The organism is Arthrobacter sp. CP30, assembly GCF_053470025.1.
On sequence record NZ_JBQEMM010000006.1, the window covers coordinates 174,490 to 194,592 of the forward strand.

At 69.6% G+C, this 20,103-nt stretch carries 21 protein-coding genes and 1 pseudogene; 18 read left to right on the forward strand and 4 right to left on the reverse strand.

What is annotated here, in order from left to right; translation table 11 throughout:
• Nucleotides 1-32 precede the first annotated feature (32 nt).
• Nucleotides 33-719, forward strand: a complete 687-nt coding sequence (gene rpe, locus ACTIMO_RS10420) for a ribulose-phosphate 3-epimerase (RefSeq protein WP_448182357.1) — start codon at nucleotides 33-35, stop codon at nucleotides 717-719.
• A 176-nt stretch (nucleotides 720-895) separates the two neighbouring features.
• A pseudogene (locus ACTIMO_RS10425) lies at nucleotides 896-1,048 on the forward strand (NAD(P)-dependent oxidoreductase); the annotation flags it as partial.
• A 114-nt stretch (nucleotides 1,049-1,162) separates the two neighbouring features.
• Here the strand turns inward: ACTIMO_RS10425 and ACTIMO_RS10430 are convergent.
• Nucleotides 1,163-1,879 carry an acVLRF1 family peptidyl-tRNA hydrolase gene (locus tag ACTIMO_RS10430; RefSeq protein WP_448182358.1) on the reverse strand — a complete coding sequence of 239 codons (717 nt, stop codon included), beginning with the start codon at nucleotides 1,877-1,879 and terminating at the stop codon, nucleotides 1,163-1,165.
• A gap of 147 nt (nucleotides 1,880-2,026) precedes the next feature.
• Here ACTIMO_RS10430 and ACTIMO_RS10435 point away from each other — a divergent pair, with 147 nt between their 5' ends.
• The 13 genes from ACTIMO_RS10435 to nusB all read left to right on the forward strand — a co-directional run bounded on the left by ACTIMO_RS10435 (nucleotide 2,027) and on the right by nusB (nucleotide 14,940).
• A complete protein-coding gene (locus tag ACTIMO_RS10435) occupies nucleotides 2,027-3,538 on the forward strand; it encodes a replication-associated recombination protein A (protein WP_448182359.1) in 1,512 nt (503 codons plus the stop codon).
• Between the two features lie 280 nt (nucleotides 3,539-3,818).
• Nucleotides 3,819-4,445, forward strand: a complete 627-nt coding sequence (gene rpsD / locus ACTIMO_RS10440) for a 30S ribosomal protein S4 (protein ID WP_055771608.1) — start codon at nucleotides 3,819-3,821, stop codon at nucleotides 4,443-4,445.
• A gap of 160 nt (nucleotides 4,446-4,605) precedes the next feature.
• On the forward strand, nucleotides 4,606-4,980 hold the full coding sequence (locus ACTIMO_RS10445) for a DUF948 domain-containing protein (RefSeq protein ID WP_448182360.1): 375 nt from the start codon (nucleotides 4,606-4,608) through the stop codon (nucleotides 4,978-4,980).
• A 24-nt stretch (nucleotides 4,981-5,004) separates the two neighbouring features.
• Complete coding sequence (locus tag ACTIMO_RS10450; RefSeq protein WP_055771399.1) at nucleotides 5,005-5,286, forward strand: DUF6167 family protein; 282 nt, start codon at nucleotides 5,005-5,007, stop codon at nucleotides 5,284-5,286.
• A 118-nt stretch (nucleotides 5,287-5,404) separates the two neighbouring features.
• Nucleotides 5,405-8,083 (forward strand): alanine--tRNA ligase, encoded by a 2,679-nt coding sequence (gene alaS / locus ACTIMO_RS10455; protein WP_055771396.1) that lies wholly within the window; start codon nucleotides 5,405-5,407, stop codon nucleotides 8,081-8,083.
• Between the two features lie 8 nt (nucleotides 8,084-8,091).
• On the forward strand, nucleotides 8,092-8,706 hold the full coding sequence (ruvX, locus tag ACTIMO_RS10460) for a Holliday junction resolvase RuvX (RefSeq protein WP_448182361.1): 615 nt from the start codon (nucleotides 8,092-8,094) through the stop codon (nucleotides 8,704-8,706).
• Nucleotides 8,703-9,929, forward strand: a complete 1,227-nt coding sequence (locus ACTIMO_RS10465; RefSeq protein WP_448182362.1) for an endolytic transglycosylase MltG — start codon at nucleotides 8,703-8,705, stop codon at nucleotides 9,927-9,929. Before ruvX ends, ACTIMO_RS10465 begins: the two co-directional genes overlap by 4 nt.
• Nucleotides 9,930-10,811 carry a shikimate dehydrogenase gene (locus tag ACTIMO_RS10470; protein WP_448182363.1) on the forward strand — a complete coding sequence of 294 codons (882 nt, stop codon included), beginning with the start codon at nucleotides 9,930-9,932 and terminating at the stop codon, nucleotides 10,809-10,811.
• 32 nt (nucleotides 10,812-10,843) lie between these two features.
• Complete coding sequence (gene aroC / locus ACTIMO_RS10475; protein WP_448182364.1) at nucleotides 10,844-12,052, forward strand: chorismate synthase; 1,209 nt, start codon at nucleotides 10,844-10,846, stop codon at nucleotides 12,050-12,052.
• A complete protein-coding gene (locus ACTIMO_RS10480) occupies nucleotides 12,052-12,714 on the forward strand; it encodes a shikimate kinase (protein ID WP_448182365.1) in 663 nt (220 codons plus the stop codon). Before aroC ends, ACTIMO_RS10480 begins: the two co-directional genes overlap by 1 nt.
• Entirely contained in the window at nucleotides 12,704-13,798 is a 1,095-nt protein-coding gene (gene aroB, locus ACTIMO_RS10485) for a 3-dehydroquinate synthase (RefSeq protein ID WP_448182366.1), read from the forward strand. The genes ACTIMO_RS10480 and aroB overlap by 11 nt, the downstream gene beginning before the upstream one ends.
• Nucleotides 13,799-13,969: 171 nt before the next feature.
• Nucleotides 13,970-14,533: an elongation factor P gene (efp, locus tag ACTIMO_RS10490; RefSeq protein WP_055771376.1), complete on the forward strand. Its 564-nt coding sequence runs from the start codon at nucleotides 13,970-13,972 to the stop codon at nucleotides 14,531-14,533.
• Nucleotides 14,530-14,940, forward strand: a complete 411-nt coding sequence (nusB, locus tag ACTIMO_RS10495) for a transcription antitermination factor NusB (protein WP_055771373.1) — start codon at nucleotides 14,530-14,532, stop codon at nucleotides 14,938-14,940. Before efp ends, nusB begins: the two co-directional genes overlap by 4 nt.
• 102 nt (nucleotides 14,941-15,042) lie before the next feature.
• Here nusB and ACTIMO_RS10500 read toward each other — a convergent pair whose 3' ends face one another.
• Together ACTIMO_RS10500 and ACTIMO_RS10505 are read right to left on the reverse strand one after the other, a co-directional pair.
• A complete protein-coding gene (locus ACTIMO_RS10500) occupies nucleotides 15,043-15,819 on the reverse strand; it encodes a GAF domain-containing protein (RefSeq protein WP_448182367.1) in 777 nt (258 codons plus the stop codon).
• A gap of 132 nt (nucleotides 15,820-15,951) precedes the next feature.
• Complete coding sequence (locus ACTIMO_RS10505; protein WP_448182368.1) at nucleotides 15,952-16,791, reverse strand: GAF and ANTAR domain-containing protein; 840 nt, start codon at nucleotides 16,789-16,791, stop codon at nucleotides 15,952-15,954.
• A gap of 303 nt (nucleotides 16,792-17,094) precedes the next feature.
• Here ACTIMO_RS10505 and ACTIMO_RS10510 point away from each other — a divergent pair, with 303 nt between their 5' ends.
• Together ACTIMO_RS10510 and ACTIMO_RS10515 are read left to right on the forward strand one after the other, a co-directional pair.
• Nucleotides 17,095-17,358, forward strand: a complete 264-nt coding sequence (locus tag ACTIMO_RS10510) for a hypothetical protein (RefSeq protein ID WP_448182369.1) — start codon at nucleotides 17,095-17,097, stop codon at nucleotides 17,356-17,358.
• Between the two features lie 227 nt (nucleotides 17,359-17,585).
• Nucleotides 17,586-17,930: a hypothetical protein gene (locus ACTIMO_RS10515; RefSeq protein WP_448182370.1), complete on the forward strand. Its 345-nt coding sequence runs from the start codon at nucleotides 17,586-17,588 to the stop codon at nucleotides 17,928-17,930.
• A gap of 534 nt (nucleotides 17,931-18,464) precedes the next feature.
• Here the strand turns inward: ACTIMO_RS10515 and ACTIMO_RS10520 are convergent.
• Nucleotides 18,465-18,791 (reverse strand): hypothetical protein, encoded by a 327-nt coding sequence (locus ACTIMO_RS10520; RefSeq protein ID WP_448182371.1) that lies wholly within the window; start codon nucleotides 18,789-18,791, stop codon nucleotides 18,465-18,467.
• A gap of 654 nt (nucleotides 18,792-19,445) precedes the next feature.
• Here ACTIMO_RS10520 and ACTIMO_RS10525 point away from each other — a divergent pair.
• The gene (locus ACTIMO_RS10525; RefSeq protein ID WP_448182372.1) at nucleotides 19,446-20,054 is read left to right on the forward strand and encodes a hypothetical protein; all 609 of its coding nucleotides are present in this window, start codon (nucleotides 19,446-19,448) and stop codon (nucleotides 20,052-20,054) included.
• Nucleotides 20,055-20,103 lie beyond the last annotated feature (49 nt).

Sequence of the window (20,103 nt, forward strand, 5' to 3'; positions counted from 1 at the left end):
CACGGCCGCGCGCCGCAACGAAAGGAACGGCTGTGACCCACCTCCGCATCAATCCGAGCATCCTCTCGGCGGACTTCGTCAACCTGCAGGCCGAGCTGCAGCGCATCTCCACCGCGGATGCGGTGCACGTCGACGTCATGGACAACCACTTCGTGCCCAACCTGACGCTCGGGCTGCCGATCGTCCGGCGCATCCAGGAGGTCAGTCCCCTTCCCCTCGACGTCCACCTCATGATCGAGGACGCCGACCGCTGGGCACCGCAGTACGCGGAGACGGGAGCCGCGTCGGTGACCTTCCATGCGGAGGCCGCCGCGGCTCCCGTGAAGCTGGCCCGGGAGCTGCGGAGCATCGGTGCGAGAGCGGGCATGGCGCTGCGTCCGGCCAGCCCCGTGGAGCCCTACCTCGACCTGCTGGGGGAGCTGGACCTGCTGCTCGTCATGACGGTGGAGCCCGGATTCGGCGGCCAGTCCTTCCTGGATTTCACCCTGCCGAAGATCCGCCGCGCAGCGGACGCCATCCGGGGTGCCGGCCTGCCCCTCGTGATCCAGGTGGACGGCGGGATCACCGAGGAGACCATCCTCCGCGCAGCCGATGCCGGGGCGACGGTCTTCGTGGCCGGTTCCTCCGTGTACGGGGCCGAGGACGCCGCCGCCGCGATCGCCTCCCTGCGGGCTGCGGCAGGCAGCCGGGCTGCGGACGGCGGCCACTCCGGCACCTGACCCGAGCGCGGGAGCCAGAACCTCGATCCGGCACGGGCAGCGGAAGCCGGCGCACGGACGGTGGGCCACGAGGAGCCGTTCGCGTTGCCCGACGTCGCGACGGTCCACGCGCCGACCGACCGCAGCCGAGGGATCGTCGGGGCCCGTGAACCGGCGCTGATACGTCCTCGGCGGTCCTCGTGAACACCTCGGGAGGACTGCTCGACGACACCGACGCGCTGATCCGAGCACTCCGGAGCGGGCGCCTCCGGGGAGCCCGACCGGACGCCTTCGACGTCGAACCCCTGCCGGCGGACCATGCGCTGCTCACGGCGCCAAGGGCGGTCCACACCCCGCACCCCGGTCGGTCACCGATGACACCTACGCGGTCCTGCACGCCGAGGCCGTCGAGAACATCGCGGCCCGGGCCGCGCGCCGCCCGCTGCGAAGAACTGCCCGAGGGTTCAGGCTCCGGTGTCCGTGCTGCCGGCGTCCGGAGTCCCGGCCGGAGGGTCCGTCACGGCGATGCGCACGGCGATGCGCACGGCGAGCGCCGTGCGGGCCGCGTCCTTCAGCACCACGAAGCGGGGATCCGGCACGGTCAGGAAGGGCACCCGCGGCAGATCGGCGACGAGCGCCAGGACCGGTTCCGCCAGGACGGCGGCCGCGAGCGTCCTGTCCCCGCCGAGCTGCAGGCACGACGGCGGGTCGGCACGGAAGAGCGCCGCCGCCCGCACGGCCGTCTCCTCGACGAGCGCATCCGCCTGGTTCGCCCGGCGGCGTGCGAAGCGTTGCTGCGACCACCCGCCGGCCGCCGTGCGGCCCTGGACGTACCGCGTACCGGTCTTCGAGGACACGATCTGTCCGCCGCGCGCCACTCCCACGGAGTACCCGCCGCGGCGCACGAGCACCAGACCGACCGTGTGCGACTGCTCGGCGTCCGGCAGCACCGCTGCGAGCAGGGCCTCGCGGTCCATCGGCGCGGGCGCACCTCCCACGGTGCCGGGTCCGGGCAGCGGGGGGGTCAGCCGCGCCCTGCAGCCGTTGGCGGCGACGAGGCCGACGCCGTGGTCCGCGGTCGTGCCGGGCTCGATGGCGTAGGCGCCGTTCCGTTCCTCGAAGCGGGCGAGCCAGCCGGGCAGGCGCGCCGGCTCGACGAGCACCGATCTGGGCGTGGGCATGATCACCTTCCGTTCGGCCGCGTGCCGTCAGGCTCTCCGCAGGAGCGGAGGGACCGGTGACGGCGGTGCGGCGGCGCCGCGCGGACACGCGCCCGGCGGGTCCGGGTGGTGCTCGGGGGGTCAGTGGCCCACAGTAACGTTGACGTCGTGGACGATCTATTCAGCGCGGCTTCCGACGACGACGGAGCGGACGGTTCCGCCGTCCGTGGCGCTCGGGGCGCGAGGCCCTCCGGCTCCGCACGCCCGCGCAGTCCGCTCGCGGTGCGCATGCGCCCGCGCACGCTCGACGAGGTGGTCGGCCAGCAGCACCTGCTCGGTCGCGGCGCCCCGCTGCGCACACTCGCGGGTGAGCACGATCCGGGTGCGCATGCGGCGCCGTCGTCGGTGATCCTCTGGGGCCCTCCCGGCACGGGCAAGACCACACTGGCGCACGTGATCGCCCGCGGCCAGGGCCGGACGTTCGTGGAACTGTCCGCCATCACCGCCGGCGTCAAGGACGTCCGCCGCGTCATGGATGAAGCCCTGACCACCCGTGACCTGTACCGGCAGACCACCGTGCTGTTCCTCGACGAGATCCACAGGTTCAACAAGGCCCAGCAGGATGCGCTGCTGCCGGGCGTGGAGAACGGCTGGGTGGTGCTGATCGCCGCGACCACCGAGAACCCCTCCTTCTCGGTGGTCTCGCCCCTGTTGTCCCGATCCCTGCTCCAGACCCTCAGGCCGCTCGACGAAGCCGACGTCAGGGGCCTCCTGGAGCGCGCCGTGACCGACGAGCGCGGCCTCGCCGGGTCCGTCGAACTGTCGCAGGAGGCACTCGAACACCTCGTCCGCCTTGCTGCGGGCGATGCCCGGCGCGGGCTGACAGCCCTGGAGGCGGCCGCCGGCGTCGCGCAGTCGGAGCAACCCGAGCAACGAGCACGACCCGAGGCGCAGGGTGACCCCTCCGCGGGACGACCCGGTGCGGACGAAGCGGACGACGGGGAGGACGGCGACGGGGCCGGCAGCGACGGGTCGGTCCTCCCCGTCCTGGTCACGCTCGAGCACGCCGAGAAGGCGGTGGACGTCGCAGCCCTGCGCTACGACCGCGCAGGGGACCAGCACTACGACGTCGCCAGCGCGTTCATCAAGTCGCTCCGCGGGTCCGACGTCGACGCAGCCCTGCACTATGTCGCGAAGATGCTCGAGGCGGGGGAGGACCCGCGGTTCATCGCGCGCCGGCTCATGATCTCCGCCGCCGAGGACGTGGGGATGGCCGATCCGACGGCGCTGCAGACCGCCGTCGCGGCCGCGCAGGCCGTCCAGCTCGTCGGGATGCCCGAGGCGCGGATCATCCTCGCGGAAGCGGTGGTGCACATCGCGACGGCGCCCAAGTCCAACGCCGCCTACAACGGCATCAATGCCGCCATTGCCGACGTCCGGGCCGGGCGGGGGCAGGGCATCCCCGCGCACCTCAGGGACGCGCACTACCCCGGCGCGTCCCAGCTGGGGCACGGCAAGGGCTACGTGTACTCCCATGACGAGCCCCACGGGATCGCCCTCCAGCAGTACGCACCGGACGACCTCGTGGGTCGGGACTACTACGAGCCGACGGACCGTGGTGTCGAGCGCGACATCGCGTCGAGGGTGTCGAAGCTGCGCCGCATCATCCGCGGGAAATAGGCCCGGGCCCGGCCGATCCGTCCGGGTCCTCGTGATTCGGACCCGACCCGTGGCGCTGGTACCATTGGACGCTGACTGGCAAGTCGTCGTGTACCAGCCTCCCCTCGCATCCCGGCAGTTCCGCTGATGGTGTGTGCGCGGGCGGCCAGGGTCGCGGCGGACTGTAGTACCGGGAAGCGGCCAATCCCGGCTCTCCGCAAGTGGAGGCCAGCGACACCAGGAAGTGCGGACGCCCCCGTGGCTCACTCCGCTTCTTCGCCGCAAAAATCGAAAGGTGAACGTGGCTAACAACACACGTGCCCGCCGCAAGGTCCGCATCTCGCGGGCCCTCGGCATTGCTCTGACCCCCAAGGCCGAGAAGTACCTCGAGCGTCGGCCCTACGCGCCGGGCCAGCACGGCCGCGCGCGTCGCAAGCAGGACAGCGACTACGCCGTCCGCCTGCGCGAAAAGCAGCGACTCCGCGCCCAGTACAACATCCGCGAAGCGCAGATGGCCCGCATCTTCGAGGAAGCGCGCCGCACCGCAGGCCTGACCGGTGAGAACCTGATCGAGCTGCTCGAGATGCGTCTCGATGCCCTCGTGCTCCGCGCCGGCTTCGCCCGGACGAGCGCACAGGCCCGCCAGCTGATCGTGCACCGCCACATCATGGTCGACGGCGCCCGCGTGGACCGCCCGTCCTTCCGCGTGGCCGAAGGCCAGCTCATCCACGTGCACAGCCGCAGCGAGACCATGGTCCCGCTGCAGGTTGCCGCCGCCGGTGCGCACCGCGACGTCCTCCCCGCCGTCCCCGGCTACCTGGATGTCCAGCTCGACAAGCTCCAGGCGCGCCTCGTGCGTCGCCCGAAGCGCTCCGAGGTCCCCGTGACCTGCGAAGAGCAGCTCGTCGTCGAGTACTACGCACGCTAGTCGCCCGGTACCGGCTGCGAACCAGCCGGCATCTGCGAGCAGTGTGGACCAAGAGCCCGCGGCACACGCCGCGGGCTCTTCGTTCTGTAAGGTACTAGGAGCCAAGAATTCCCACGCCCGCCCATGGAGGCGGTGCACCCCTGCGTAAAGGAGACCGCCCATGTCAGGTGGAGATATTGCGGGCCTGATAGCTGCTGGCATGTTCGCCGTCCTGGTCCTGCTGCTGGCCGTACCGATCTGGAAGCTCGGGCGGGTCCTCGACGAGCTGCGCACGGCGATCCGGACCGTCACCGACGGGACGACGCCGCTGATCGAGGAAGTCACCAGCACCGTGAGCACCACGCACCAGCAGCTCAAGACCGTCGACGGCATCACCTCGAACGTCTCCGACGCCTCGGCCAACATCTCCGCGCTGTCGTCGCTCATCGCCGCGACGATCGGCTCCCCGCTCATCAAGGTGTCGGCGTTCTCCTACGGCGTCCGCTCCGCACTCGCCGGCCGGACCGCACCCGCGCGCCGACGCCGCAGCCGCTAGACCCACGAACCCCGGAGAGAAACGATGATCAGAAGAGCTTTCTGGCTGGCCGCCGGTATCACCATCGGCGTCATCGCCGTACGCAAGGTGTCGCAGGCGAAGTCGAACCTCGGGCCCGAGGGGCTCAACCGTGCCGTCGGACAGATCAGCGACAGCCTCGCCGATTTCACCGACGCCCTCCGGTCCGCGATGTCCGAGCGGGAGACCGATCTCCGCGCCGCCCTCGGCGTAGAGGCGCCCGCGGCCCCCGCTGCCCCTGCGCCGGAGGCCGACGCCGCTCCCGCCTCGCGCCGCTCCCTCCGCTAGCAGACCCTCCGGCGCGCGGTACGTCCCGCAGGCGCCGCAGCCACGGACCGGCGTCGGCCCCCGTGCCCGGACGCGCCCACGGCAGCGTCCAGACCACTGAACGAAGGATGTTCCTCCCATGAAGTCCCACGAGATCGCCAGCCGCTGGCTGAGCTACTTCGAGAAGAACGGGCACACGGTCGTGCCGTCGGCCTCGCTGGTCTCCTCCGATCCCTCGCTCCTGTTCACCGTGGCCGGCATGGTGCCCTTCATCCCGTACCTCACCGCCCGCGAGGAGGCGCCCTACGACCGTGCGACCAGCGTGCAGAAGTGCATCCGCACGGGAGACATCGAGGAGGTCGGGAAGACCGCACGCCATGGCACCTTCTTCCAGATGTGCGGCAACTTCTCCTTCGGCGACTACTTCAAGGCCGAGGCCATCCGCATGGCCTGGAACTTGCTGACCAGCGACGTCGCCGACGGCGGCTTCGGTCTGCCCGCGGAGAAGCTCTGGATCACCGTCTACCACGAGGACGAGGAAGCGCTGGGCATCTGGCGCGACAGCATCGGCGTCCCCGCCGATCGCATCCAGAAGATGGGCAAGAAGGACAACTACTGGTCCACCGGGCAACCCGGCCCCGCCGGCCCCTGCTCGGAGATCTTCTACGACCGCGGCCCCGAGTACGGGATCGACGGCGGCCCGGAGGCCGACGACACCCGGTACGTCGAGATCTGGAACCTCGTGTTCATGCAGTACCAGCGTGGCGAGGGCACGGGCAAGGACGACTTCGAGATCCTCGGCGAGCTCCCCAAGAAGAACATCGACACCGGTCTCGGCCTCGAGCGGCTCGCCATGATCCTGCAGGGCGTCGAGAACATGTACGAGACCGACCAGGTGCGCCCCGTCCTCGACCGGGCCGCAGCGCTGAGCGGCAGGGCCTACACGAGCGCCGAGTCACCCGAGGACCCCCACCACACCGACGACGTCCGGATGCGGGTGGTCGCCGACCACATCCGCTCCTCACTGATGCTCATCGCCGACGGCGTGTCACCCTCGAACGAGGGACGCGGATACGTGCTGCGCCGCCTCATCCGTCGCGCCGTGCGTGCCATGCGGCTCCTCGGCGTCGAGAAGGCCTGCCTCCCCGAACTGCTCCCCGCATCGCGTGACGCGATGAAGGGTGTGTACCCGGAGGTCGAGAGCGATTTCGAGCGCATCAGCCGCATCGCCTACGCCGAGGAGAAGGCCTTCCTGCGCACCATCGCCTCCGGGACCGCGCGTCTCGAGGACGCCGTGCGCGAATCGCTCGCCGAGCAGCGCCAGCTCTCGGGCGAGGAAGCCTTCACGCTCCACGACACCTACGGCTTCCCGATCGACCTCACGCTGGAGATGGCGGAGGAGGCCGGCCTCGCCGTCGACGCCGACGGCTTCCGCTCCCTCATGCTCGAGCAGCGCCAACGGGCGCAGGCGGATGCCCGGGGCAAGAAGGCCGGCCACGCCGACCTCTCCGTCTTCACCGAACTCCTCGGACGGGGTCAGACCGTCTTCACGGGCTATGACGAGCTGACCACCGAGGCCCTCGTCGTCGCGGTCCTCGACAAGGGACAGTCGATCCCCAGCGCCCTGCAGGGCGACGAGATCGAGGTGGTCCTGGACCAGACGCCCTTCTACGCGGAAGCAGGCGGCCAGGCGGCGGACGTCGGGCTCATCACGGGCGACGGCTTCGTGGTCGAGGTCCTCGACGTCCAGCGCCCGGTCAAGGGCCTGAGCGTCCACCGCGCGGTGGTCCGCGAGGGTGAGATCGCGCAGGGCGCCACCGTCACGGCCGCCGTCGACCGGCAGCGCCGCCACGCGGGCGAGCAGGCCCACTCGGGGACGCACATCGTCCACGCGGCACTCCACGAGATCCTCGGCCCCGAGGCGCTCCAGCGCGGATCCTTCAACAAGGCCGGTTACCTCCGTTTCGACTTCTCCTGGGGCGAGGGCATCAGTGCCGCCGCCCGCTCGGAGATCGAGGAGGTCTCGAACATCGCGATCCGCAACAACTACGAGGTGGAGACGAAGATCATGTCCCTCGCCGACGCGAAGGCGCTCGGTGCAACGGCGCTGTTCGGCGAGGCGTACGGGGACACGGTGAGGGTCGTCGAGATGAATGCCGAGTTCTCCCGGGAACTGTGCGGCGGTACCCACGTCGCCTCGACGTCGCTCATCGGCAGCCTGACCCTGCTCGGCGAGCAGTCCGTCGGCTCGGGGAACCGGCGCGTCGAGGCCCTCGTGGGGCTCGACGCCTTCCGCCATCTGGCCGCCGAACGCGCCCTGGTCTCCGAGCTGTCCGACATGCTCAAGGTCCCCTCCGCGCAGCTGCCCGAGCGGCTCTCCGCCACGCTGTCCAAGCTCAAGACCGCGGAGAAGGAGCTGGACCGCCTGCGGAAGGAACAGCTCGCCGCGGCCGCGGGATCGCTCGTCGACACGGCGGTCGACGTCGACGGCGTCCGCCTGATCGCCCACGATGCGGGCTCGATCGGTGGCGCGGACGAGCTCCGCACCCTCGTGCTGGACCTGCGGGGCCGGCTCGGTTCCGAACCCGCCGTCGTCGCCGCCACGGGTGTCTCCCAGGACCGCCCGCTCGTCCTCGTGGCGACCAATGAAGCGGCCCGGGCCGCCGGCGTGAAGGCGGGTGCCCTCGTCCGCACCGCCGCGAAGATCCTCGGGGGCGGCGGTGGCGGCAAGGACGACGTCGCGCAGGGCGGCGGATCCGACGCCGCACGCATCCCCGATGCGCTCTCGGCGATCCGCTCCGCGGTCGCCGAGCGCTGACCGTTCCGGTGTCCGAGGGCGACGGGGGAGCGGAGGCCTGCCCGTCCGCAGCCCCGTACCCCCGTGGGCCCAAGCTGGGGGTCGACGTCGGGCAGGTCCGCGTCGGGCTTGCGGCGTCGGACCGGGACGGCCTGCTCGCCACGCCCGTCCGCACCATGAAGCGGGACCCCCGCAGGAACAGCGACATCCGGATCGTGGTGCGCGAGGCGATCGAGCGGGGCGCCGTGCAGGTCATCGTGGGGCTGCCGAAGAACATGTCCGGCAGGGAGGGTGCCTCCGCGGAGATGGCGAGGACGTACGCCGACCTGCTCGTGGGGGAACTATCCCGGCAGTCCCATCCGTTACCGGTACGGCTGGTCGACGAGCGGCTCAGTACCGTATCCGCGCACCGATCGCTACATTCCGCTGGTCTGAGCAGCCGGGAGCATCGTAAGGTAGTGGATCAGGTGGCGGCCGTCGAAATTCTCCAGCACGCCATCGACATGCAACGTTCACGTGGACGGGACGTGGGGGATCCGGTTCCTGTGCGTGACGCACCGGGCGCTCAGGACCCGTTGCTGACCCCTACGGAGGAGCCAGTTATCAAGCACAGCACGCCGAGCAGGAGGGACCAGGAGTCGTGAACCATCGGACCCACAACCCCTCCACGCCCCAGGACACCCCGGACCAGCACCCGGAGGCGTACGACGACGCCGACTACGCGCACCCCGAACCCGTCGAGGAGTTCTTCGCGGCCCAGGAGGCGCCCCGGCGCAGCTCTCGCCGGCCGGCCTCGAAGGCCAAGCAGCGGCGGCGTCTCCGCCGGACGGTCGTCCTGCTCGTGGTCCTCATGCTCTTCGCGGGAACGGTGTACGCTGCGGCGCTGATGCTCCGGGACGCGATCGGCCTGAACGAGGTGACGGACTATCCCGGGCCGGGCGGTGAGACGACCGTCTTCACCGTTCCCGAAGGCGCCGGCGCGCTGGCGATCGGTACCGGACTCGAGAGCGCGGACATCGTCGCGGACTCCCAGACCTTCATCGACGCGCTCGGTGGCATCTCGGAGGGCCGCGAGGTACAGCCCGGCGAGTACGAGATGCGGCTCCAGATGCCGGCCGCCGATGCCGCAGAGGCACTCCTCGGAGAGGATCCATCCCTCGTCTCCTACGCCGCTGTCGCCCGTGACCTGCGCCAGGGTGAGGTGTTCGACATCCTCAGCACGTCCACGGGGATCCCGCGGGCCGAGTTCGACGCCTTGGCGGCCGAGCCCACGGAGTTCGGGTTGCCGCCCGAGGCGCTGTCCCTGGAGGGGTACCTGCACCCGGGTGAGTACCGCTTCGACGTCGAGGCCACCGCCACCGAGATCGTGGCGGAGATGGTCAAGGCGACCACCGACCGCCTCGCGCAGGACGGCGTCACCGATCCGAGCGAGCAGTACCGGATCCTGACCATCGCGAGCATCGTGCAGGCGGAAGCCGGCGAGGGCGATTATGCGACCGTCGCGGGGTCCATCAACAACCGCCTCACCCCGGGGAATACCGAGACGAACGGGCTCCTGCAGTCCGACGCCACGGTGGCCTACGGACTCGGCAAGCGGACCTACCAGCTGAGTCCCGAGGAGAAGGCTGACACCAGCAATCCGTACAACACCTTCGCCAATCCAGGGCTCCCGAAGGGTCCGATCGGCTCGCCGAGCGACGAGGCGATCGACGCCACGGTCAATCCCGCCGACGTGCCGTTCTACTTCTGGGTGACCGTCAACCTCGATACGGCCGAGACGAAGTTCTCCGAGACCTACGCGGAGCACCTCCGGTACGTCGCCGAGTACGACGCCTGGTGCGGGGACAACCCCGGGCGATGCGAGTAGGTGGTTCGGGACGCATCGGCGGCGCCTGATCTGCGCGCCGCCGTGATCGGTTCGCCGATCGGTCACTCGAAGTCGCCCGTGCTGCACGCGGCTGCCTATCGCCTCATCGGCGTCGACTGCGACTACAGCGCCATCGACGTGCCGGAGTCGGCCCTCACCGGTTTCGTCACCGACGTACGGAGCACGCCGGGCTGGCGGGGACTGTCCGTCACCATGCCGCTCAAGCCCGGCATCGCACGGCTGGCCGACGGCGTCTCGGAGCTCGTCGAAGTCCTCGGCGTCGCGAACACCGTCGTGGTCGAGCACGCAGGCGGCGATGTGCGCCTGCAGGCGCACAACACGGACGTCGCCGGTATCTCGCATGCGCTGGCCGCAGCGGGCGTCGTCGATCCTGCGCGCGGCGTGATCCTCGGAGGTGGCGGCACGGCCGCCGCGGCGGTGGCAGGTCTAGCCGGGCTCGGAGCGCGCGCCGTCACGGTGCTGGTCCGGCGCCCCGGCGCCGCCGCAGACCTGCTGCGGATCGGCTCGGCCCTCGGGATCGACGTCTCCCTCCAGTCGTGGGACAGCGCGGGGGAGCGCGTGCGGTCGGCCGACGTCGTCCTCTCGACCCTCCCGCCGCGGGCGGCCGACGACCTCGGCAGGAAACTCGCCGCTGACGAGCGCTTCCGCACGCAGGCGACACTGCTCGACGTCGCCTACGACCCCTGGCCGAGCGTGCTCGCCGACGCGTGGGAGCGGGCCGGCGGGACCATCGTCCCCGGCCTCGACATGCTGCTGCATCAGGCGGTGGAGCAGGTGCGCCTGTTCTTCCCCGAGGTGGCGCAGGACCGCGCCGCGGTGCTCGGCGTGATGTGTGACGCGGTCGGCGTGACCCGACGCTGATCACCGCCCTGCTGCATGGCAGTATGGGAGCCATGTTGCGTTGGCTGACGGCAGGAGAATCGCACGGCCCCGCCGTGGTCGGGATCATCGAGGGGATGCCCGCCGGGGTGGGTATCACGAGTACCGACATCCAGGAGTCCCTGGCCCGGCGCAGGCTCGGCTACGGCCGCGGCGCCCGGATGAAGTTCGAGCAGGACCAGGTCCGGATCATCGGCGGGGTGCGCCATGGTGTGACCCAGGGCGGTCCCGTGGCCATCGAGGTCGCGAACACCGAGTGGCCCAAGTGGGACAAGATCATGTCCGCCGATCCATTGAGCGAGGAGGACGCCGCCGAGCTCGCCGATTCCGCGCGCAACGCACCCCTCACGCGGCCGCGGCCCGGACACGCCGACTTCACCGGGATGCAGAAGTACGGCTTCGACGAGGCGCGCCCCGTGCTCGAACGGGCCAGCGCCCGCGAGACCGCCACACGCGTGGCGCTCGGCGCCGTCGCCGTGAAGTTCCTCGAGGGCCTCGGCATCCGCCTCGTCAGCCACACGGTGTCCATCGCCTCGGTGTCCGTGCCCGAGGACGCCCCGTTGCCGAGGCCGAGCGATGTCATCGCCCTCGACACCGACCCGCTGCGCTGCTTCCACCGCGACACCTCGGACGCCATGGTGGCCGAGGTCGACGCGGCCCACAAGGAGGGCGAGACCCTCGGCGGTGTCGTCGAAGTGGTGGCCTACGGCCTCCCGCCCGGCCTCGGCAGCTACGTGCACTGGGACCGGCGACTCGACGCACGGCTCGCTGCGGCCCTCATGGGCATCCAGGCGATCAAGGGCGTCGAGGTCGGCGACGGCTTCGAGACCGCGGCGCGCCGCGGGACCGCCGCCCATGACGAGATCATCCGCGACGACGACGGCAAGATCGTGCGTGCCAGCAACCGCGCCGGCGGGGTCGAGGGCGGCATGAGTATCGGGGACATCCTGCGCGTCCGCGCTGCCATGAAGCCCATCGCGACCGTGCCGCGTGCCCTGCGCACCGTGGACGTCAGCACGGGTGCCGCCGCCCGTGCCCACCACCAGCGGTCGGATGTCTGCGCCGTGCCCGCGGCCGGCGTCGTCGCCGAGGCCATGACGGCCCTGGTCCTCGCCGAAGCGGTCACCGAGAAGTTCGGCGGCGACTCCCTCGATGAGACCAGGCGGAACCTCCGCACGTACCTCGAGAACATCCCGGAGTTCCTGGGCTCCGCGCAGGCCTGATGCAGCTGGACCGGCCTGTGGTGCTCGTGGGTCCCATGGCCGTGGGCAAATCGACGGTGGGTCGGGTGCTGGCGCTGCGCACGGGCGCGCGGTTCGTCGACACCGATCGCGTGATCGTCTCGCGCCACGGCAGTATCGCGAAGATCTTCGAGCGCGACGGCGAGCAGGGCTTCCGCTCCCTGGAAGCCGAGGTGGTGGCAGAGTCACTGGTGCCCGGCGCGGTCGTGTCCCTGGGCGGCGGTGCGGTGCTGCACGACAGGACGCGGGAGCTCCTCGCCGACGCCGTCGTCGTGTTCCTGGACACCGATCTCGCCACCGTCCTCCCGCGGATCGAGGGGGACGCTGCGCGCCCCCTGCTTGCCGGCCGGCCCGCCGAGCGGTGGCAGGAGCTGTACCTCGCCCGCAGGCCGGTGTACCAGGACGTCGCCGACGTCGTCGTCGACTGCCGTGGCCTGTCGGTCCGCGCGACGACCGACGCCGTTCTGAAAGCCCTTCCCCTCGATGTCGGCCGACCACCGTCGCATCCGCCTGCCGCGGCGACGAAGCCGACGAAACGGACCGGTGCCCTGCCGCACGCCGAGAACGACCAGCACGACGGGCCTGACGACACGCCCGCCCCGGACCAGAACCACGAGATCGGACTCCACCCCCATGGCCCCTGACGACGCGACCATCATCCCGGTCACCGGAAGCACCAGCGAGAGCACCTACGACGTCGTCGTGGGACGCGGACTGCTCGGACGCCTCCCGGAGATCCTCGGTGAGCGGGTGCGCCGCGTCCTGGTGATCCACCCGCGCGCCCTGCGGGCCACGGGGGACACAGTCCGCGACGAGCTGGCGGAGGCCGGATTCACCGCGGTCACCGCGGAGATCCCGGACGCCGAGGAAGGCAAGCACATCCAGGTGGCCGCCTTCTGCTGGCAGGTCCTCGGACAGAACGACTTCACGCGCTCGGACGCCGTGGTCACCGTGGGTGGCGGCGCCGTGACGGACCTGGGCGGCTTCGTCGCCGCGACCTGGCTGCGGGGCGTCAGGGTGGTCCACCTACCCACGAGCCTGCTGGGCATGGTCGACGCCGCCGTGGGTGGCAAGACGGGGATCAACACGGCCGAGGGCAAGAACCTCGTGGGTGCGTTCCATCCCCCCGCGGGCGTTCTCGTGGACCTCGACGCCCTGGGGACCCTGCCCAGGAACGAGCTCGTCACGGGTCTCGCCGAGGTGGTGAAGTGCGGCTTCATCGCGGATCCGGCGATCCTCGAGTTGATCGAGGGTGACACCGCTGCGGCGACGGACGCCGGCTCACCGGTGCTCCGTGAACTCGTCGAGCGGTCCATCCGGGTCAAGGCGGAGGTGGTCTCCGAGGACCTCCGCGAATCCGGCCGGCGCGAGTACCTCAACTACGGGCACACGCTCGGGCACGCCATCGAACTGGCGGAACGGTACTCCTGGCGCCACGGGGCCGCGGTGTCCGTGGGGCTCGTCTTCGCGGCCGAACTCTCCCGCATGGTGGGGCGGCTGAGCGATGCAGACGCCGACCGCCACCGCAGCGTCCTCGAATCCCTCGGGCTGCCCGTCACCTACCGGCGGGACCGCTGGGCCGCCCTGCTGGACGGGATGCGCCGGGACAAGAAGTCGCGCGGCGACCTGCTCCGCTTCGTGGTGCTCGACGGCGTCGGACGTCCCGGCATGCTCGAGGTCCCGGACACGTCGCTCCTCTTCGCGGCGTACCAGGAGATCGCCTCCTGACCGGGCCCCGGCCGTTCCACGGGCTGCCGGGTCCCTAGCAGCCGGTCCGCGTGCACAGGGTAGACTGGGCCACGGACTTTCGGCGCGCTCCGGCGCGCCCGCTGCGCCTCGGCCGGCCCATCCGCTCCCGTGTCCGACGACGACACGTCCGAAACCGACGAAAGTGAATCTGTGGCGACCACGAACGACATCAAGAACGGCACTGTGCTGAAGCTCGAGGGCAACCTCTGGAACGTCCTCGAATTCCAGCACGTCAAGCCCGGCAAGGGTGGCGCCTTCGTCCGCACCAAGCTCCGCAACATCCTCTCGGGGAAGGTCGTCGACAAGACCTTCAACGCCGGCCTGAAGATCGAGACGGCCACCGTCGACCGCCGCGATTACCAGTACCTGTACAAGGACGGCGAGGACTTCGTCTTCATGGACACCACGGACTACGACCAGATCACGGTCCCGGGAAAGACGGTCGGCAACGCGGCCAACTTCATGCTGGAGAGCCAGATGGCCACCATCGCCATGCACGAGGGCTCGCCCCTCTACGTCGAGCTCCCGGCATCGGTCACGCTCGAGATCACCTACACCGAGCCCGGCCTGCAGGGTGACCGCTCCACCGGCGGCACCAAGCCGGCCACCGTGGAGACCGGCCACGAGATCCAGGTCCCGCTGTTCCTCGGCAACGGCACCAAGGTCAAGGTCGACACCCGCACGGGCGAGTACCTGGGACGCGTCAACGAGTGAGCGCACGCAGCAAGGCACGACGCCGGGCCCTGGACATCCTGTTCGAGTCGACACAGCGTGAGATGCCGGCCCTCGAGGTCATCCGAGCGCGCCGGGAGAAGACCGACATGGTCATCGCCGACTACACCGTCGACGTCGTCGAGGGTGTGCTGGAGCACCAGGAGCAGATCGACGAATTCCTCAGCACCTATTCGCAGGGCTGGACCCTCGACCGGATGCCCGCCGTGGACCTCATGATCCTCCGGATCGGGAGCTGGGAACTGCTCTACAACGACGACGTCCCCGACGGAGTTGCCGTGAGTGAGGCTGTCGAGCTCGCCAAGATGCTCTCCACCGACGAGTCGCCGAAGTTCGTCAACGGGCTCCTCGGCCGCCTCCAGCAACTGAAGCCGACGCTCCTGGCGTAGTCACCGCCCGCGCGACCCGGAGCTCCCGTCACCCGCCTCCCGCGGGACGGGAGCTTCTTCGTGCGCCCTGCCGACGCATCCGATCCTGCCGCGTCGAGTATGTCAGCGGGCGATCTCGGCCTCGACCGCGAGGGCCACCTCCTGCAGGAACCGCTCGTCCGCTGCGCTGAAGTCGCGCGGCGCCTGGTCGATCGCGCAGAGGGTGCCCACGGTCCAACCGCCCTGGCCGCGCAGGGGATAGCCCGCGTAGAAGCGGATGCGGGGTTCCCCGAGCACCAGGGGATTCGCGGCGAAGCGTGCGTCCTTCAGGGCGTCCGGGATGATCAGCGGCCCTGCATTCCGGATCGTCGCATTGCAGAAGGTGATCTCCCGGGGCAGGTTCTGCTCGATCGGTCCGAGGACGGACTTCAGGAACATCCTGTGGTCGTCGATCAGGGCGATGATCGAGGAGCGCACCCCGAGGTGCGTCCGCACCAGGGCGGTGTACCGGTCGAATCGCTGCTCCGAAGCGGTGTCCAGCAGGTGGGTGCGGGTGACGGCGTCGAGGCGCTCCTGTTCTGCCTCGCCGTCCGTGAACAGGAAGGCGGCCGCCGCTCCCAGGGCCTTTCTCGGGTCCTGTTCCGAGCCGCCGTCGGACTGCGCCCCGCTCTGCGGTACCCGCGTCAGAACGGAGGTCTGCTCGAGCAGCTCGTTCATGGCGTCAGCGAGAAGATCCCGTTCCGGTCCGGGCAGGATCAGCAGCCCACCGAGATACGCCTCGACCTCATACCCCGAGACGGCTCCGCCGATCGCGTAGTACCGCATCCAGAGCTGCGACAGCTCCAGGTTCGCCTCGGACAACGCGCGGGTGGTCGTGGTGATCTGCACCTGGCTGCTCATGGGGTCTCCGAGTTCAAGGGTCCGGTCATCCGGTCCCGTTCCGTGGGGTGGGGGAGAGGCGCGGACGACGCCGGTGGTGGAACGGCTGCATCCTGCACCCGTCGCCGTCCGGCACTGCTGCCACGAGGCGCATCAGGTACCGAAATGCGTGCGGGTCCCGGCTCCGCCGGCCTGGGTGATGATGCCCGCCGCGAGGTCCTTCAGCTTGATGTTGCGGGCCATCGAGGCGCGCTTGAGGATGCCGAAGGCCTCGTCCTGCGAGCAGCGGTTCTGGGCGACGATGATCCCGATCGCGATGTCGATGCCCGTCCGGGACCGCATGGCTGCCTGCAGGTCGTCCGTGAGCTTCTCGCTGGCGTTCAGCCGGATGTGCGTCCGCGCGGTCGCGCCGGCCTGCTCCGCGAAGACGGCCGCAATGTGCTGGCGCTCCGGGGTGAAGAATGCGGCGGGGCGAGCGTAGAAGTTCAGAGCCGCTCGGTCCCCGCCGTCGAGGGCGAGGGGAATGCTGAGAATCGAGAGGAATCCAACCGCCGCCGTCACCGCGAAGAACGGGGGATAGGTCGGATCGCTCGTGTCGTCGGCCACCTGCGGGCCCGGCGCCTCGAGGGCCAGGGGCGCGGGCCCGGCGTCCGCCGCATGCTGCGCGTTGAGGGCGGCGTAGAGCGCCAATACCACGGGGGAGACGCTGAGGAAGAGCGCCTGCTCGCCCTGACGCCTGAACATGAGCCCGCAGGGTACGGCGCGATCAGGGCCGAAGAGCTGCGCCCCGAGATCCGTCAACTGCTCGAGGACCGCCGGAGTGCCTCCCGGACGCGCCAGAACGCCTGGCACGCCGTCGACAGCAGTTGTCGTCACTTCTGGTGCCGTACGGCCGGAACTGCGGGGGCTCGCGACTCGCTGCACGCCTCCAGGTGCTCCGACCAGTCCGCTCGTTGCGGCGTCGAGCGTCGCGGGACCAAGGGCATCGTGCATGAGGGAAAGCCTACAGACCCGATGGGTGCTCCGGCGCCGTTGCGCTGCTGCGCGCTCCGAGCCCCATGCCTCGGGCGACCGGGCAGACGAGCCGACGGAGAGGGGATCGTGGCCGAGCGCCTTCAGGACCGGCCGAGTTGCGCCCACCTCGGCGGATGGCCGTAGTAATCCGCACGGCGTGAACCAGGGGACGAGTGTGAGGTGGCGGTGCAGAACCTGACCGGCACGCACGCACGCGCTCGTGACGACGATCCGAACGAGGGCCGGCGGACAGCGATGTGCACGACCACCAGGAGGGCGAGAATGCAGGACGAGATGCTGCCGGCCATCATCTATCAGGGGCGTTCGGTGACCCTGACCGAGGTGGCCACGTTGTCACACCTGGACCTGGACCTGGACCTGGACGATGGGCGAGCGGCGGTGAGCAGTCTCCGGGTGCGGGGTCTGCTCGGCCGCGAGGGCGAGGAGGTGGCCTATTCTTCGCCCTCGGCGTGCCGTGGGCCTCCGACGTCACGGACGGCACCACCGTTCGGAGTGAGCTTCGTCAGGAGCAGCGAGCAGCCCTGACCAGACCTCACCTGCCCCGGACCGGTCACCGCAGCACCGGTCCGGTCCGGTCCGGTCTCATGTCCTCTTCCAAACGCGTCCTGAAGAGGATCTTGCTAGTGCCCGAGACACGCCGCGAGACTGAGGAAGGGCGGCATCCCTGTACGTCGGCACCATGCCCTGTCCCTTCCGCTGGAGGTCTCACCATGCTCGCACCATCGCCTTTCGCAGTTCGTGACCATTCACTGATGACCATGACCAGTGCCGATGACGAGGAGCGCGGCCCTTCGCCGGTGCAGCGTCCGCTGACCGATCGGCAGGAACTGATTGCGCTGATGGTCATCCGCGACGAAACGCGCGTCAGCATCACAGGAAGACTGCAGGTGCCGATTCGCGCCATCGAAGGCCATGCCTACAGGATCCTGGAGATGCTCGGCCTGTCCACCCTGGGGGAGCTGACGGAGGAGTCGATCGAGCGGTACAGGGTCGGGTTCGATGTCCGCGACAAGTGGACCGCGACGGGACACCCGACGGTGGGGGAGATTGCGCTGAGCATCAGGGTGTCGAAGATGACGGTGTACAGCTTGGTGTAGTCCGGAGCGCTGTACAGCGTGCGCGTAGGCCGCTCGTACCTCATACCCCAGGCCGCACTCCAGCAGTACATGGACTCTCTCCACGGTGCGTCCGGCAGCACGTTGATGCCCAAGGGACACCACGCCCCGGCGCCGGCCAGGTCACGGACGACGCGCGGCGGCGGGAGTACGAGTGGATGAGGAAGGCTGCGCTCCCACCCGCAGGGTGGTCCCTGTGGAGTCGGTGCTCGCCGTGGTGACGGGGTGCGCTGGTGCGGCTGGTTCTTCATGGCGTGGAGTTTCCGGGGGCGGGGGTCGAGTCCGTTCTGGGTGAGGGCGCGGAGGTGGTCGCGGAGGGTAGTGCCGTCGTAGTCCCGGTGGTCAAGTCCGCCTTCCTGCAGGAAGGAGTCGACGTCGTCGAGGAATCCCTCGAGTTTGATCTCCACCGCGCGTGGGAAGCGGGGGTCGAACGGGCTCGGGGTCGCAGTTGGTTGGGGGGCTTGTGCTGCTCTGGATCGAGCTCGACCGGCGAGGCGACAGTGCTATCTACGCTATCTACGCGCGACGTTCCTGGCGTGGACCGTTCTCTTGTTCCCGGTGCTCGAGCGCTATTTCAGCTCCCCAGCGGGCTTCGTTACTGATGATGTAGTGGTTGCCGAGCGCGGCGGACGTCATGGCAGCATCAATCCATAAGCCGCTGGGCGGAGTGATCTTCCTGGCGGAAAGCTCTTCGGCGAAGATCTCACGTGCCTCGCGAAAGGACAGGCCACGAGCCTGCTCAACGATGTCGAAGATGGCCAATTGGAGGTCGACGGCTGTGGTGTGCTCCAGAGGCCTCCCCAATCGTTCGGTATAAGGGTCCACCTGAACCTCCTCAAGCATGTGGTGTGACGCGTCTGCGTCACACGCTCGTTCCGGCTATCAAGCTTCACTGAGCAGCAGGACAGCGTGCAACCGCGCCGCGAGGTCACGTCGAGCTCGACAGGGCGAGGATCGTCTGTCACTGCTGCCCCGTCATGGGCGCACTACCTGGTGATCATGGAATTGATCGTCCGCCCCGCGATAGACGCCTGAGTTGATCGGTGCCACCTTCGGTGACCGTGGTGACTGTGTGTTCACCGCATCATGGCTGACTTCCTGCACGCAGTGCTGGAGGGGTTGCGTGCAGGGTCGGCCTACCGGGTGTCGGTGGGGCGGCGTCTAACGGGGCTACTGCTGTGCGAGGGGAGGCGCTGCGCCTCCTGCACAGTGGAGAAGGACATCTTCGGCATCCGTGGCTTGTGCTACGTCCAACCTCGGCCAGGAGTGTGGCAGGAGCCATGTGCGGAAGTCCTGTTGGTGTTCCGCGGGGTTGCGACGGGTTCTGCTCCTCGTCCGAACGATGGCGTCGGGGCACACCCTCAGCACGGGTCGCACATAGGACGATGTCCCTGTCGCGCACCGTCCAGGGGTGATGTGGCAGTCAGGGGTTCCTGAGAGTGAGAAGGACATCTCGTACAGTGGCGTGAGGGGCGACGGAGGAGACACGAGGTCGGCATGACGTATCGGGAACGCTGGATCAGAGCGATCACACGCACGCCCAAGAAGCTGTTCGGCGGGGGACACGAATGGACGTATGGCCTCATGGACGGACAGGGTACGGAGCGTCGAATGGTGGGCACGCGCGAGCTGTTGAGCCGGCTGGTGGAGGACACGAGGTTCCCAGGCAACGACGCGTACAACGCCCTGAGTCTGGCCCAGAAGGCGTTCCTCGCGGGCAGTAGGAACTGGGTCGGCTACCCGTCAGGGTCCGAGGTGGAAGACCCGCTGGCGACGAACCTGCACGCAGTGAGTCTCGACATGCTGGCCTTCGGCTCCCTGTTGAGGGTGCGGCGTCTTCCAGCTCTGGCGCAGCAGTACGAGGCGATGGCGCTGGATATGCGGGCGGACCCCACCGAAGCTGAGGTCGAGGCGGCGCGCGCATGGGTCGGACCGACTTTGCGGGGCGGAGCCGGGAGCCTCAACGACGCCTACGTGCAACATCACGGCACGGTGGACGAGTACCTCGACGACTGGTTCGAGGCGATCAAGCTCAGGCTCTGGGACTTCTCCAGCGGCGGCAAACGCTTCCATGACGATGCTCCTGAGCATGGCATTATGTCCTAGCCATCGGTTCGACACCTGGAGAAAGACCCAGCGGTTGGTCGAAGCCGGT